Annotated in this window: 14 protein-coding genes and 2 pseudogenes; 12 read left to right on the forward strand and 4 right to left on the reverse strand. The window is 70.2% G+C overall.

What is annotated here, in order from left to right:
• Positions 1-106, reverse strand: a pseudogene (locus A9X03_RS30750) (hypothetical protein); the annotation flags it as partial.
• On the opposite strand from A9X03_RS30750, the pseudogene A9X03_RS03560 reads away from it, so the two are divergent.
• From A9X03_RS03560 to pimB, 3 genes and pseudogenes are all read left to right on the forward strand, one after another.
• Positions 63-512, forward strand: a pseudogene (locus A9X03_RS03560) (NlpC/P60 family protein); the annotation flags it as partial. The pseudogenes A9X03_RS30750 and A9X03_RS03560 sit on opposite strands and share 44 nt — an antisense overlap.
• A gap of 25 nt (positions 513-537) precedes the next feature.
• The gene (locus A9X03_RS03565) at positions 538-1,389 is read left to right on the forward strand and encodes a hypothetical protein (protein ID WP_068259729.1); all 852 of its coding nucleotides are present in this window, start codon (positions 538-540) and stop codon (positions 1,387-1,389) included.
• Positions 1,390-1,437: 48 nt separating this feature from the next.
• The gene (gene pimB / locus A9X03_RS03570) at positions 1,438-2,580 is read left to right on the forward strand and encodes a GDP-mannose-dependent alpha-(1-6)-phosphatidylinositol monomannoside mannosyltransferase (RefSeq protein WP_068259720.1); all 1,143 of its coding nucleotides are present in this window, start codon (positions 1,438-1,440) and stop codon (positions 2,578-2,580) included.
• Positions 2,581-2,720: 140 nt separating this feature from the next.
• Here the strand turns inward: pimB and A9X03_RS03575 are convergent, their stop codons facing one another.
• Complete coding sequence (locus tag A9X03_RS03575; protein ID WP_068259723.1) at positions 2,721-4,523, reverse strand: long-chain fatty acid--CoA ligase; 1,803 nt, start codon at positions 4,521-4,523, stop codon at positions 2,721-2,723.
• 134 nt (positions 4,524-4,657) lie between these two features.
• On the opposite strand from A9X03_RS03575, the gene A9X03_RS03580 reads away from it, so the two are divergent.
• From A9X03_RS03580 to A9X03_RS03600, 5 genes are all read left to right on the forward strand, one after another.
• Positions 4,658-5,047, forward strand: a complete 390-nt coding sequence (locus A9X03_RS03580; RefSeq protein WP_067758671.1) for a polyketide cyclase / dehydrase and lipid transport — start codon at positions 4,658-4,660, stop codon at positions 5,045-5,047.
• A 115-nt stretch (positions 5,048-5,162) separates the two neighbouring features.
• Complete coding sequence (locus A9X03_RS03585) at positions 5,163-5,597, forward strand: SRPBCC family protein (RefSeq protein ID WP_067758522.1); 435 nt, start codon at positions 5,163-5,165, stop codon at positions 5,595-5,597.
• On the forward strand, positions 5,594-6,862 hold the full coding sequence (locus A9X03_RS03590; RefSeq protein ID WP_197694445.1) for an ArsA family ATPase: 1,269 nt from the start codon (positions 5,594-5,596) through the stop codon (positions 6,860-6,862). The genes A9X03_RS03585 and A9X03_RS03590 overlap by 4 nt, the downstream gene beginning before the upstream one ends.
• The gene (locus A9X03_RS03595) at positions 6,859-7,239 is read left to right on the forward strand and encodes a hypothetical protein (RefSeq protein WP_067758528.1); all 381 of its coding nucleotides are present in this window, start codon (positions 6,859-6,861) and stop codon (positions 7,237-7,239) included. Before A9X03_RS03590 ends, A9X03_RS03595 begins: the two co-directional genes overlap by 4 nt.
• A gap of 84 nt (positions 7,240-7,323) precedes the next feature.
• The gene (locus tag A9X03_RS03600; RefSeq protein ID WP_067758531.1) at positions 7,324-8,061 is read left to right on the forward strand and encodes a 1-acyl-sn-glycerol-3-phosphate acyltransferase; all 738 of its coding nucleotides are present in this window, start codon (positions 7,324-7,326) and stop codon (positions 8,059-8,061) included.
• A 10-nt stretch (positions 8,062-8,071) separates the two neighbouring features.
• Here A9X03_RS03600 and A9X03_RS03605 read toward each other — a convergent pair whose 3' ends face one another.
• Positions 8,072-9,355 (reverse strand): glycosyltransferase 87 family protein, encoded by a 1,284-nt coding sequence (locus tag A9X03_RS03605; protein WP_067758535.1) that lies wholly within the window; start codon positions 9,353-9,355, stop codon positions 8,072-8,074.
• A 108-nt stretch (positions 9,356-9,463) separates the two neighbouring features.
• Between A9X03_RS03605 and A9X03_RS03610 the strand changes: the two genes are divergently transcribed.
• From A9X03_RS03610 to A9X03_RS03620, 3 genes are read left to right on the forward strand one after another with little or no spacing between them, the layout of a single operon-like run.
• Positions 9,464-10,330, forward strand: a complete 867-nt coding sequence (locus A9X03_RS03610) for a hypothetical protein (RefSeq protein WP_156670200.1) — start codon at positions 9,464-9,466, stop codon at positions 10,328-10,330.
• A gap of 20 nt (positions 10,331-10,350) precedes the next feature.
• Positions 10,351-10,872 carry a polyadenylate-specific 3'-exoribonuclease AS gene (locus tag A9X03_RS03615; protein WP_067758541.1) on the forward strand — a complete coding sequence of 174 codons (522 nt, stop codon included), beginning with the start codon at positions 10,351-10,353 and terminating at the stop codon, positions 10,870-10,872.
• 60 nt (positions 10,873-10,932) lie between these two features.
• Entirely contained in the window at positions 10,933-12,321 is a 1,389-nt protein-coding gene (locus A9X03_RS03620; protein WP_067758544.1) for a class II 3-deoxy-7-phosphoheptulonate synthase, read from the forward strand.
• Here the strand turns inward: A9X03_RS03620 and A9X03_RS03625 are convergent.
• Positions 12,318-13,607, reverse strand: coding sequence for a protein kinase (locus A9X03_RS03625; protein WP_068018186.1), 1,290 nt, complete (start codon positions 13,605-13,607; stop codon positions 12,318-12,320). The genes A9X03_RS03620 and A9X03_RS03625 overlap by 4 nt on opposite strands.
• Positions 13,608-13,686: 79 nt before the next feature.
• On the opposite strand from A9X03_RS03625, the gene A9X03_RS03630 reads away from it, so the two are divergent.
• Positions 13,687-14,091, forward strand: a complete 405-nt coding sequence (locus tag A9X03_RS03630; RefSeq protein WP_067758550.1) for an Rv2175c family DNA-binding protein — start codon at positions 13,687-13,689, stop codon at positions 14,089-14,091.
• Positions 14,092-14,119 lie beyond the last annotated feature (28 nt).

Below are 14,119 nucleotides of genomic sequence, written 5' to 3' on the forward strand. Positions count from 1 at the left end.
TGGCGTAGGCCTTCGGGAGCGCCGCGTCGGCGGCCGAGGTGGCCTTGACGTGCTTGTCGCGTCCGCCGTCGCCAGTGGGCGCGCCGCCGCCCGCGGGGCAGGCACCCGGTGAGGCGCCGCCCCCCGGCGGAATGCCCGGGCCGTTCGGCGGCGGGGTCGGCGGCGGTGACCGCGCGACCGTCGTGCAGGCGGCGCTGACCCAGGTCGGCTCGCCCTATGTGTGGGGCGGTGCCGCGCCCGGCGGGTTCGACTGCTCCGGGCTGGTGATGTGGGCGTTCCAGCAGGCCGGCATTTCGCTGCCCCACTCCAGCCAGGCGCAGGCCACAGGCGGCCAACCGGTGGCGCTGTCGGACCTGCAGCCCGGGGACGTGATCACCTTCTACAACGACGCGTCACACAGCGGCCTCTACGTCGGTGACGGCATGGTGATCCATTCCTCCACCTACGGCCAGCCGGTGCGGGTGGTGCCGATGAATGCCGCAGGCCCGGTCCACGACGCCCGCCGCTACTAGAGGCCCCGCCCGTCGGCTCACGCTGCTGCTGGCCTGGGTATTCCTGGTCGAGCTCATCGTCGCGGCGGCCGTGCCGCTCGAAGCCGGACGCGGTGTCGGGATCCGGCCGGCGCAGCTGGTCACGCCGACGCGCACCCAGGCGAGCGCCACGACGAAGTCGCTGGCCGTCGGTGACCGCACCGTTCGGCTGGCCGGTTTCGGCGGCCCGGCCAGTGATCGTCTGCTGTCGCGGCTGGCCTCCGACGCCGGCGCCGCGATCGACGCGGTCGAGGGGTTCTGGGGCGTGCAATGGTCGCGCGAGATCTCGCTGGTCGCGGCGCGCACCGACGAGGAGTTTCGCGCCGCCGCCGGCGGGGGACCGGTGGCGCAGTGGGTCGACATCGCGGCGGTAACAGTTGCCGACCGCGTCGATCCGCCGCACCGGGCGGCGGTGGGTGAGCGGATCGTCTTTGCGCCAGGCGCGGCCACCATGACCGAGGGGGCGCTCCGAATCGTATTGGCGCACGAGCTTTTTCACTACGCCGCTCGGGCGGAGACCGCCGCGGACGCGCCCCGATGGCTGGCCGAGGGCGTGGCCGACTTCGTCGCCCGGCCCCGCACGCCGGTGTCCGCCGACGCGTTGCCGGTGCCGCTGACGTTGCCCTCGGACGCCGACCTGGACGCGCCCGGGTCGCAGCGCTCGCTCGCCTACGACCGGGCCTGGTGGTTCGCGCGTTTCGTCGCCGACACCTATGGCGCGGCCAAGCTGCGCGACCTGTATCTGGCCGTCTGCGGTGTCCGCCACACCGACGTGCCCGCCGCCGTCCACGACGTCCTGGCGACCGACTCGGCCGGCCTGCTCGCGCGCTGGCACGACTGGCTGACCCACCCGGGCTGAGGAGATGCCCCGCACGGCCCGGGTGCGCGCGCAGGCTAGCCTGACGCGGTGAGTCGGGTCCTGCTGGTTACCAACGACTTTCCGCCCCGGCCGGGCGGGATCCAGTCCTACCTGAACGACTTCGTCGGACGGCTGGTCGATGCCCGGTTGCATTCGGTGACGGTGTACGCGCCGCAGTGGAAGGGCGCCGACGCCTTCGACGAGTCGGCCGGGGCGGCCGGTTACCGGGTGTTCCGTCACCCGGGCACGCTGATGCTGCCGGGACCGGCGGTGGACGCTCGGATGCGCCGGCTGATCGCCGAGAACGACATCGACACCGTCTGGTTCGGGGCGGCGGCGCCGCTGGCGTTGCTGGCGTCGCGCGCGCGCCAGGCCGGCGCGACCCGGGTGGTGGCCAGCACGCACGGCCACGAGGTCGGCTGGTCGATGCTCCCGGTCGCCCGGTCGGTGCTCCGCCGCATCGGAGACACCACCGACGTCGTCACGTTCGTCAGCCGCTATACCCGCGCCCGGTTCGCGCCGGCGTTCGGACCCAAAGCCTCGCTGGAATACCTGCCGCCCGGGGTCAACACCGACCGGTTCCGGCCCGACCCGGCGGCCGGCGCCGAGCTGCGCGACCGGTATCGGCTTGGCCAGCGGCCGACGGTCGTGTGCGTGTCCCGGCTGGTGCCGCGCAAGGGCCAGGACACCCTGATCAAGGCGCTGCCGTCGATCCGGCAACGCGTAGACGGCGCGGCCCTGGTGATCGTCGGCGGCGGTCCCTACCTGGACTCGCTGCGAAAGCTGGCCCGCGACTGCGGGGTCGCCGAGCACGTGACGTTCACCGGGGGCGTGCCGGCCGCCGAACTGCCCGCCCACCATGCGCTGGCCGACGTCTTCGCGATGCCGTGCCGCACCCGCGGCGCCGGCATGGACGTCGAGGGCCTGGGCATCGTGTTCCTCGAGGCGTCCGCGACCGGCAAGCCGGTGATCGCCGGCGACTCCGGCGGGGCACCGGAAGCCGTGCAGCACAACAAGACTGGCTTGGTGGTCGATGGACGGTCGCCGGACGCCGTCGCCGACGCCGTCACCGAGGTACTCGGCGATCCGGACCGGGCCGCGGCAATGGGGGCGGCCGGACGCGAGTGGGTGCAGGCCCACTGGCGGTGGGACACGCTCGCGGCCCGGCTGGCCGAGCTTTTGCGCGCCTAGCCGCTCGAGCGTCACGCTGGCGTGACGCTCGACGCCCCTCGTCATGCTGGCGTGACGCTCGCAAGCGGTGGCGGTCCGCAGTGCGCCACCTCGAACTGGGGAGAACGGGATGGTCGCCCACCGCTGCCGGGCGCGGCTAGCTATTCCTTTTCGTAGATCCAGTCGATGTCGGAGGCGAACTTCTCGGCCACCACGTTGCGCTTGACCTTCATCGTCGGCGTCAGCTCACCGGTGTCCTCGGTGAAATCGACCGGCAGGATGCGGAATTTGCGGATGGACTCGGCGTGCGACACGGACTGATTGGCGTGCTTGACGGCGGCGTCCACCTCGGCGACCAGGTCGGGGTCGTTGACCAGGTCGGCCACCGACGCGCCGGCCGCCTTGTGGTTGCGCTCCTTCCACGCGCCGAACGCCTCGGGGTCGATGGTGATCAGCGCGCCGATGAACGGCTTGGCGTCGCCCACCACCATGGCCTGGCTGATCAGCGCGTGCGCCCGCAGCTGGTCCTCGAGCACCGCCGGGGCGACGTTCTTGCCGCCGGCGGTCACGATGATCTCCTTCTTGCGGCCGGTGATCTTCAGGAAGCCGTCCTCGTCGAGCGCGCCGAGGTCACCCGTCCTGAACCAGCCGTCGGTGAACGCGTCGTCGGTGGCCTGCTCGTTGCGCCAGTAGCCGCTGAACACCACGCCGCCGCGGACCAGCAGTTCGCCGTCCTCGGCGATGCGTATGCTGTTGCCCGGCAACAACGTTCCGACCGTCCCGATCCGCACGTTGCCGACCTGGTTGACCGTGATGGCCGAGCTGGTCTCCGTCAGGCCGTAGCCCTCGTGGATGGTCAGCCCGACGCCACGGTAGAAGTGGCCCAGCCGCGCGCCCAGCGGGGCGCCGCCCGAGACCGACGCGTGGCATTCGCCGCCCAGCGCGGCGCGCAGCTTGTGATAGACCAGCCGGTCGAACAGCGCGTGCTTGGCGCGTAGCACCAGCCCGGTGCGCCCGCGGTCCTGCGCCTGGCTCCAGTCGACCGCGGTCTGCACGGCGGCGGCGAAGATGCGTCCCTTGCCGTCGTTGACCGCGCTCTGCTCGGCGGTGTTGTAGACCTTCTCGAACACCCGCGGTACCGACACCACCACCGTCGGCTTGAACACGGCGAACATCGGCAGCAGGTTCTTGATGTCGCTGGTGAACCCGACGGTCACCTTGTTGGCGAACGCCGAAAGTGTCAGCGAGCGCGCCAGCACGTGGGCCAGCGGCAGGAAGATCAGCAGCCGCTGACCCTCGTCCAGCAGCGTCGGCAGGCACTCCTTGGCGCCCCGCGTCTCGTACAGCAGGTTGGAGTGAGTGAGCTGGCAGCCCTTGGGCCGTCCGGTGGTGCCGGAGGTGTAGATCAGCGTCGCCGGGTCGTCGGCGCGCAGCGCCTCCTGGCGGGCGGTGAGCTCGGCGGGCTCCACCGACGCGCCGGCCTCCGCGAGCTGGTCGAGTGCCTTGGGGCCCGACCCGTCGATGTGCAGCACGCGGCGCAGCGCGGGCAGCTCGGCGGTGAGTTCGGTGACCATCGCGGCGTGCGCGTCGGTTTCGGCGAAGGCCAGCACCGCCTCGGAGTCCTGCAGCACCCAGCGCACCTGTTCGGCCGACGACGTCTCGTAGATCGGCACCGTGACGGCGCCCACGGACAGGATCGCGAGGTCGATGATCGCCCACTCGTAGCGGGTGGCCGAGAAGATGGAGACCCGGTCGCCGGCCTGCACGCCGAGGCCGATCAGGCCCAGCGCCGCGGAGCGAACCTGTGTGGCCACCTCGGCGCAGGTGACGTCGGTCCAGACGCCGTCGACCTGACGGCGGAAGATGACGAAGCCGGGATCTGATCGCTCGTGCTCGAAGACCATGGCCGCGATGTTGTCGTGCTCGCCGACGGTGAAACGGGCGGGGACACTGTACTCACGCACTCTTACTGACCTCGTTTTTTGGCTTGGCTGACGGTCCGGGGGGACGGCTGGTTGTGGTCCAGCCTAATCCGCGCGTTCGTGCAGGAATCGTGGCAGTCTGCGGGGCCTCGGGAGAGCTGTGTGAAGCTGGGGTGGTGAACAGTATCCAGATCGCGGACGAGACGTTCATCGCCGCCGACGGTGCGCGGGTCGGGGCCGCGGTCGCCGACCGGTCGTGCTGGCGTCGCTGGTGGCCGGACCTGCGGCTGCAGGTCGTCGAGGACCGGGCCGACAAAGGCATCCGGTGGGCGATCACCGGCGCGCTGACCGGCACCATGGAGATCTGGCTGGAGCCGTCACTGGACGGGGTTGTGCTGCACTACTTCCTGCATGCCGAGCCGACCGGCGTGGCGGCCTGGCAGCTGGCCAAGCTCAATCTGGCGAAAATGACACACCGCCGTCGGGTGGCGGGCAAGAAAATGGCCTTCGAGGTCAAGACGACACTGGAACGGTCACGTCCGGTCGGAGTTTCTCCGGTAGTTTAGCCGGGTCAGGCTTGCAGGGAGAGTACCGTTTCGGGCCGTAGGCCCGGGGGTCAGACCCGCACGGTAGTTCCCCGCCGGCGGCGTCGACCGCTTGCGGGAGAGAGGGCAGCACCAGGTGGCGGAAAAAACGTCGCAGACCATCTACATCGAGGCCGACCCGGGCACCGTGATGGACGTCATCGCGGACATCGATTCCTACCCGCAATGGATCTCGGAGTACCGCGAGGCCGAGGTCCAGGAGACGGACGCCGACGGCAACCCGAAAGTCGCGCGGGTGGTGCTGGACGCCGCCGTGCTCAAGGACACCTTGGTCATGGCCTACCAGTGGCCCAAGGACCGGCAATCGGTCAGTTGGACACTGGTCTCCAGCTCGCTGTTGCGCTCGCTGGAAGGCACATATCGGTTGGCGCCCAAGGGATCTGGCACCGAGGTGACCTATGAGCTCTCGGTCGACCTCGCCGTCCCGATGATCGGCCTGCTCAAGCGCAAGGCCGAACGCCGGCTGACCGACACCGCGTTGAAGGATCTGAAGAAACGAGTCGAGGGCTGAGTGAGTCCAGCCAATCGCCGGCGCCCACCCCGGCCCGGATCAGCCTCTTCGTTGGTAAGGGCGGGGTAGGAAAATCCACGCTGGCCTGCGCCACGGCCGTCAGCGCCGCGAGCGCGGGCCAGCGCGTGCTGGTGGTCTCCACCGATCAGGCGCACTCGCTGGGCGACGTGCTCGGTGTTCCCGTCCCGCCCAGTCAGGACGAACTGGTTCGGGTCCTCGCCGATGACGCCCAGGCCGGCGGTGGTTTTCTGGACGCGCTGGCGTTGGACACGTTGGCCCTGCTCGAGGTGCGGTGGCGTGACGTGGTCGAGACGCTGGATCGGCGATTTCCCGACTCGGAGCTGAGTACCATTGCTCCAGAAGAGCTTTCGGCGCTGCCCGGGGTTCAGGAGGTGCTCGGCCTGCACGCCGTCGGTGAGCTGGCCTGCTCCGGCGCCTGGGACCGCATCGTCGTCGACTGCGCCTCGACCGCCGACGCGCTGCGGATGTTGACCTTGCCCGCCACCTTCGGGCTGTACGTCGAGCGGGCGTGGCCGCGCCATCGCCGGCTCTCCGTCGGCGCCGACGACGCGCGGTCCGCGGCGGCGGTGGAACTGCTGGAGCGCATCAGCGCAAGCGTCGAGGGGCTCGGTGCCCTTTTGACCGACGGCGAATTGGTCAGCGCGCATTTGGTGTTGACGCCCGAGCGGGTGGTTGCGGCCGAGGCGGCAAGGACGCTCGGGTCGCTGGCCCTGATGGGGGTGCGCGTCGAGGAACTCATCGTCAACCAGGTCCTGGCCGAGGACGAGTCCTACGAATACCGCAACCTGCCGGAGCACCCCGCGTTTTACTGGTACGCCGAACGCATTTCCGAACAACGTGGTGTTCTCGACGAGCTCGACGCCACCATCGGTGAGGTGGCCCTGGTGATGACTCCGCATCTGTCCGGCGAGCCGATCGGCCCCAAGGCGCTGGGCGCTTTGCTCGACAACGCCCGCCGCCGTGGCGGAACGCCCCCGCCGGGACCGCTGCGTCCGACGGTGGACCTGGAATCCGGCACGGGACTTGGTTCGATCTACCGGATGCGGCTAGCGTTGCCGCAACTCGATCCGTCGGGGCTGACGTTGGGGCGCGTCGATGACGACCTGATCATCAGCGCGGGCGGGTTGCGGCGCAGGGTTCGCCTGGCATCCGTGCTGCGACGGTGCACGGTGCTGGACGCCCACCTGCGCGGTAGCGAGCTGACAGTCCGATTTCGACCAGACCCGGAGGTGTGGCCTAAGTGAGTGGGGGTCATTCCGAAATCGGTCCGGAGCTGCGCAGGCTCGCCCAGGCGATCCTGGACGGTATCGATCCGGCGATGCGGACGGCGGCCGCGCTGACGGCGGGCCGGGGAGTCGGGACCGGCAAGTGTCAGCAGGTGTGGTGCCCGGTCTGCGCGCTGGCCGCGCTGGCGACCGGTGATCAGCACCCGCTGATCACCGTCATCGCCGACCACAGCATCGCCCTGCTCGAGGTCGTGCGCGCCATGCTCGACGACATCAACGGCGCGGCCAAACCGCCGCCCGACGGGCCGACCGACGACGGTGGCGCCGGGCCGGCGAGTCCCGAGGCCACGACCAGGACCCGGTATCAGCCCATCCCCGTCACCGTCGAGGAGTGACCCGGCCGCGCCGGAGGTGGTCCGCCGCCCACGCGATGGGTACAGTTGGCGCAGAACACCGGCGGGCGGGCGAGAGGGAGGGCCATGTGGTACTGGCTATTCAAGTACATACTCCTCGGCCCGTTGCTGGCCCTGCTCGGTAGGCCGAAAGTTGAAGGCCTGGAACATATTCCGAGTTCCGGCCCGGCGATCCTGGCCAGTAATCACCTAGCGGTGATGGACAGTTTCTACCTGCCGTTGGTGGTGCGCCGCCGGATCACCTTCCTGGCGAAAGCCGAATACTTCACCGGAACCGGCTTGAAAGGCTGGTTCCAGCGCTGGTTTTTCACCGCGGTGGGCCAGGTGCCGATCGACCGGACCGACGCCGACAGCGCGCAGGCCGCGCTGAACACCGCCGAGCGGCTGCTGTCGGCGGGCAAGTTGTTGGGGATGTACCCCGAGGGCACCCGTTCGCCGGACGGCCGGCTGTACAAGGGCAAGACCGGTCTGGCGCGGCTGGCGCTGCACACCGGGGTGCCGGTGATCCCGGTGGCGATGATCGGCACCAACGTCGTGAACCCGCCCGGCTCGAACATGCTGCGCTTCGGGCGGGTCACCGTCCGCTTCGGCAAGCCGATGGACTTCTCCCGTTTCGAAGGGCTGGCCGGCAACCGCTTCATCGAGCGCGCCGTCATCGACGAGGTGATCTACGAGCTGATGGGGCTTTCCGGCCAGGAGTACGTCGACATCTACGCCGCCAGCGTCAAGGAAAACCGCAACGGGGCGTCCGGTCAGGGATCGACCGGCGAGGCCGCGCGGATTCCCGAAACCGCCGTCGGCTGAACCGTCGCGATCAGCCGACCGCTGTCACCGGCGTCAATCGCTGCGGGGCGGAATCCCGCGCGGGCGTGCGCGCGGTGACCGTCAGCCCGGCCGCGACGAGGACCGCCAGCGCCCACCAGACGTAGGACATCCCCGCGAGCTGCCGCCACCAGACGGCCGCCGCCTCGTGATGCTTGGGTAGCAGGTCGATCGTCGACCAACGCATCAGCGCCACCCCCGCCGCGCCGACCACGCCCAGCGCCACGTTGCGGCGCCGCCAGGCCAGCACGGCCAGCACCACGACCGTCGGCAGCCCCCACACCCAGTGGTGTGACCAGGAGACCGGCGAGACCACCAACCCGAACAGCGCGACGCACACGACCGCCAGCACGGGCTCGTCGGCCCGCAGCACCCTGCGCATCGCCCACACCGTCAGCGCCAGGACCAGCAGCGAGGCGGCCACCCAGAGCAGGAAGCGCTGCTGCTCGCCCAGCCCGATGCGGGCCAGCGCCCCGGCGATGTTCTGATCGGTGTTCAACGCGGCCTCGCCGATCCGGTCGGTGTGGGCCAGCGTGTGCGTCCAGTACTCCCACGAATCGCTCCACGCCAGAACGAAACCGAGCGCCGTCGCCCCCACGAAGGACATCAGCGCGGTCACCGCGGCGCGGTTGTCCCGGCGCAGCAGGAAGTACAGCAGGAACACGGCCGGCGTGAGTTTGAGCGCGATGCCCAGGCCCAGCAACAGGCCGCGCGGCCACGGTGTGCGGCGCGGCACGCAGTCGGCGATCACCAGGGTCATCAGCACGACGTTGATCTGGCCGAAGGCGAAGTTCGACGTGACCGGTTCCAGCCACATCGTCGCCGCCGCGGTGATGACGACCGCGAGCCACCAGCGGCGCAGCCACGCCGGGCCGGGCAGCGCCGTCGACGCGGCCCAGACGTCGAGGCGGGTCAGCACGATCAGCGTCGACACGACCAGCAACACCAGCGTCAGCGCCGTGATCGCGACGCTGGCGGCCGGCATGTGCAGCCAGGCGAACGGGCAGAACACGATCGCGGCGAGCGGGGGATAGGTGAACGGCAGGTTGAGCCCGATCGGTGTGTGGAACAACACATCGCCGTGGTACAGCGAATGCCCCTGCATCCAGGCCTGCGCGCCCATCTGATACACGTCGATGTCGATGCGGTAGGGCGTGTGCCCGAACAGCTGCCAGGCCACATAGCCCAGCCCCGCCGCCGCCAGCAGCCAGAGCCCGCACCACAACAGGACGCGCCCGGGGTGGCTGCCCGCGCCGGGCGTCCGCGATCTACTCATGTCGCACAACAGCGTAATGGGTGCCTGGGCGTGCGAGGTGGCCCAGCGCGGCTCCCGCGGGGCGGACGCCCACAGGCGTACGTTTCAAGAGTGCTCCACTGGTTCGTTCTGCGGGTGACGCACTGGTTCGCGAACGACATCCTCGGCGGTGGCCGGTTGCCCCTGCTGTGCTGCCTGGTGGCGTTCATCCTGACCTTCTTCGTCACGCGGACGTTCGTGCGGCTCATCCGGCACCGCGCCGACGCGGGCCGGCCGGCCCGGTGGTGGCACCCGCGCAACGTCCATGTCGGCGGCATCCACATCCACCACGTGACGTTCGGCGTGGTGTTGGTGTTGCTGTCCGGGCTGACGTTGGTCACTCTGTCCATCGACGGTCACGAGCCCGAATTCACCCTGTCCGCAATATTTTTCGGGATCGGCGCGGCCCTGGTGCTCGACGAGTACGCGCTGATCCTGCACCTGTCGGACGTCTACTGGTCGGAGGACGGTCGGACGTCGGTGGACGCCGTCTTCGCCGCGGTCGGGGTGGCCGGCCTGTTGATCATGGGGCTGCACCCGCTGATGTTCTTCCTGCCGATCTGGGAGGGCACCGATTCGTGGCCGCTGCGTGCCGCGGTGGCCGGCGGCCTGGTGTTGACGCTGCCGCTGGCCGTGGTGGTGGTGCTCAAGGGCAAGGTGTGGACCGGGCTGCTCGGCATGTTCATCGTCGTCCTGCTGGTGATCGGCGCGATCCGGTTGTCGCGCCCGCACGCGCCCTGGGCCCGCTGGCGATACACCGCGCAGCCGGAGAAGATGCGCCGCGCGCTGCAGCGGGAACGGACGCTGCGTCGCCCCGTGGTGCGGGCCAAGCTGTACCTGCAGTGCGCGATCGCCGGCACCCCCGGGATGCCCGACGAGCGGGTCGTCGACGCCCAGCTGGACCACGAGGTGCACCCCGCGCCGCCGCCGACCGGGCCCATCCTGATCAGCAGATAGGCTACTCATAGGCTTTCAAGGTGCGGTACTTCTACGACACCGAGTTCATCGAGGACGGCCGCACCATCGAGTTGATCTCGATCGGGGTGGTGGCCGAGGACGGGCGCGAGTATTACGCCGTGTCCACGGAATTCGATCCCGAGCGCGCCGGTGGCTGGGTGCGCGCCAACGTGCTGCCCAAGCTGCCGTCCCCGGCGTCGAAGCTGTGGCGCTCACGCAGGCAGATCCGCGCGGACCTCGAGGACTTCTTCGGCATCGACGGGGCCGACCCGATCGAGCTGTGGGCGTGGATCGGCGCCTACGACCACGTCGCCCTGTGCCAGCTGTGGGGCACGATGCCCGAGTTGCCGCGCGCGCTGCCCCGCTTCACCCGGGACCTGCGGCAATTGTGGGAGGACCGGGGGTGCCCGCCGATGCCGCCGCGGTCGCGCGACGCCCACGACGCGCTGGTCGACGCCCGCGACCAGCTGCGGCGATACCGGCTCATCACCGCGGCGGACGCGGACGGTCCTGGCGGCGACGCGACCGGGGCGCCGGCCTGAGCCCGTCCGAACGGCGTTCGCCCTGATCAGTCACCCTCGCCGCCCGGTTACCATGGACCGATGAACTGGACCGTCGACATCCCGATCGACCAGCTACCGGCGCTGCCGCCGCTGCCGCACGACCTGCGGGCCCGGCTGGACGCCGCACTGGCCAAGCCGGCCGCCCAGCAACCCAGTTGGCCGGCCGACCAGGCGACGGCGATGCGGACCGTCCTCGAGAGCGTGCCGCCGGTGACGGTGCCCTCGGAGATCCTCCGGCTGCAGGAGCAGCTGGCCCAGGTCGCCAGGGGCGAGGCATTCCTGCTGCAGGGCGGCGACTGTGCGGAGACCTTCACCGACAACACCGAGCCCCACATCCGGGGCAACATCCGCGCGTTGCTGCAGATGGCCGTGGTGCTGACGTACGGCGCGAGCATGCCGGTGGTCAAGGTGGCCCGCATCGCCGGCCAGTACGCCAAGCCGCGGTCGGCGGACATCGACGCCCTGGGGTTGCGGTCCTACCGCGGCGACATGATCAACGGCTTCGCCCCGGATGCGGCCGCCCGCGAGCACGACCCGTCGCGGCTGGTGCGCGCCTACGCCAACGCCAGCGCGGCGATGAACCTGGTGCGGGCGCTGACGTCCTCGGGGCTGGCGTCGCTGCACCTGGTGCACGACTGGAACCGCGAGTTCGTCCGGACGTCGCCGGCGGGCGCCCGGTACGAGGCGCTGGCCAACGAGATCGACCGCGGCCTGAAGTTCATGAGCGCCTGCGGGGTGGCCGACCGTAACCTGCAGACCGCCGAAATCTACGCCAGCCATGAGGCTTTGGTGCTCGACTACGAGCGGGCCATGCTGCGGCTGTCGGAGAGCGAGGACGGCGAACCGCAGCTGTTCGACCTGTCGGCGCACACCGTCTGGATCGGCGAGCGCACGCGCCAGCTCGACGGCGCGCACATCGCGTTCGCGGAAGTGATCGCCAACCCGATCGGCGTGAAGATCGGCCCGACGATGACCCCGGAGCTGGCCGTCGAATACGTGGAACGGCTTGACCCGAACAACAAGCCGGGCCGGTTGACGTTGGTGAGCCGGATGGGCAACAACAAGGTGCGCGACCTGCTGCCCCCGATCGTCGAGAAGGTTCAGGCCACCGGCCACCAGGTGATCTGGCAGTGCGACCCCATGCACGGCAACACCCACGAGTCGTCCAACGGCTACAAGACGCGGCACTTCGACCGCGTCGTCGACGAGGTGCAGGGCTTCTTCGAGGTGCACCGCGCGCTGGGCACTCACCCCGGTGGCATCCACGTCGAGATCACCGGCGAGGACGTCACGGAATGCCTCGGTGGGGCGCAAGACATTTCGGACCTGGATCTGGCGGGGCGGTACGAGACGGCCTGCGACCCGCGGCTCAACACCCAGCAGTCGCTGGAGCTGGCGTTCCTGGTCGCCGAGATGTTGCGCGACTAGAACAGCCCGTTCAGGTTGCTCCCGATCGTCCACGCCGCGGTGGCGACCATCCCGGTGAGCGCCAGCACCAGGGCCACCCAGATCAGCACCAAGCGCCGCCCGCGCTGGCGGGCGTAGGCGAACTCGCCGATCGGAATGCCCGCGAATTCGCCTGTGACAGGCTGGTATTCGTAGGCTTCCTCGGGCTCGTCGTCGGACACCGGTGCGCGCTGCGGCTCGGACCAGTCCTCGGGGCCGCGGGTCAACTGGCGGGTGGGGTGGCGGACCGGAGCCGCCGCCGGCGGTGGCGCGGCAAACGGGCGTTGGCTCATGCGGCTGTGGTGCAGCGCCGCCGACCGGTGCTGCGCGGAGTTGCGCGGCGCGGGGACGGAGAAGTCCGGCAGCGCAAGCTCTTCGGCGATCGCCTCGAGGTCGGCGCCCATCTCGATCGCGTCGGCGTAGCGGTTGGCCGGGTCGCGCGCCGTCGCGCGCCGGACGAACTCGTCGAACTGCGGGGGCACGCCGTCGATCGCCGCGCTGGGCGGCGGCACATCGGTATCCAGCCGTTGGTAGGCGATCGACAGCGGCGAGTCGCCGGTGAACGGGGTGCGCCCGGTGAGCAGCTCGTAGGTGAGGATCCCGGCGGCGTACACGTCGCTGCGCGGGCTGGCGTCACCGTCGCGCACCTGCTCGGGCGACAGGTACGCCGCGGTTCCCAAAATGACGCTCGTGGAAGTGATTCCGGCGGCCGCGACGGCGCGGACCAAGCCGAAGTCCGCGATCTTGACCTCACCCTGGTCGGAGATCAGCACGTTTTCGGGCTTGACGTCGCGGTGGACCAGCCCGGACCGGTGCGCCGCGGCGAGCCCGCTCAGCACCGGGCGCAACACCGCGGCCACGGCGTACGGCGGCATCGGACCGCGCTCGGCCAGCAGCTCGCGCAGCGTGCCACCCTCGATCAGCTCCATCACCAAGAACGGGTGCCGGGAGTCCAGGCCCTGGTCGTAGACCGCGACGAGGCCGGGATCCTTCAGCCGAGCGACCGAGCGGGCTTCGCGCTGGAAGCGGGTCAGGAACTGGTCGTCGCCCGCGTAGCGCGAATCCATCACCTTCACCGCCACCGGGCGGTCGAGCCGGGTGTCGAGGCCGCGGTACACCGTCGACGTGCCTCCGCTGGCGATCTTGGACTGCACCAGGTAGCGGCCGTCCAGCAACGCGTTGTCCAGCGGGTCTGCGGCGCCGGCGTCGGCCGGGCGACGGTGCGGGCCGGGACGGCCGGACGACCCGGGCGATTCAGCTTCGGCCACGGGGCCATCGTAGGTGCGGCGGTGTGATTGGACGCCGGAACTTGGGTTCAATCCGCGTGGCAAGGCCTACACTTGCGCCGTGAGCAGTGTTCCTGCCGGCGACGATGTTCTGGACCCCGACGAGCCCACCTACGACCTGCCGCGGGTCGCCGAATTGCTCCGAATCTCGGTCAGCAAGGTGCAGCAGCAGCTTCGGGAAGGCCACCTGGTCGCGGTGAAGCGGGACGGCGGCGTGGTGGTGCCGCAGGTGTTCTTCACCAAGTCCGGTGAGGTGGTCAAGAGCCTGCCGGGGCTGCTGACGATCCTGCACGACGGCGGCTACCACGACACCGAGATCGTGCGGTGGTTGTTCACCCCCGACCCGTCGCTGACGATCACCCGCGACGGCAGCCGGGATGCCGTCAGCAATGCCCGCCCCGTCGACGCCCTGCACGCGCACCAGGCGCGCGAGGTCGTGCGGCGGGCGCAGGCCATGGCCTACTGAGCGGGCCTACTGAGCCGGCCTATTGAGC

It is taken from the genome of Mycobacterium sp. E1715, from assembly GCF_001667625.1.
In the GTDB taxonomy this organism is placed as follows: domain Bacteria; phylum Actinomycetota; class Actinomycetes; order Mycobacteriales; family Mycobacteriaceae; genus Mycobacterium.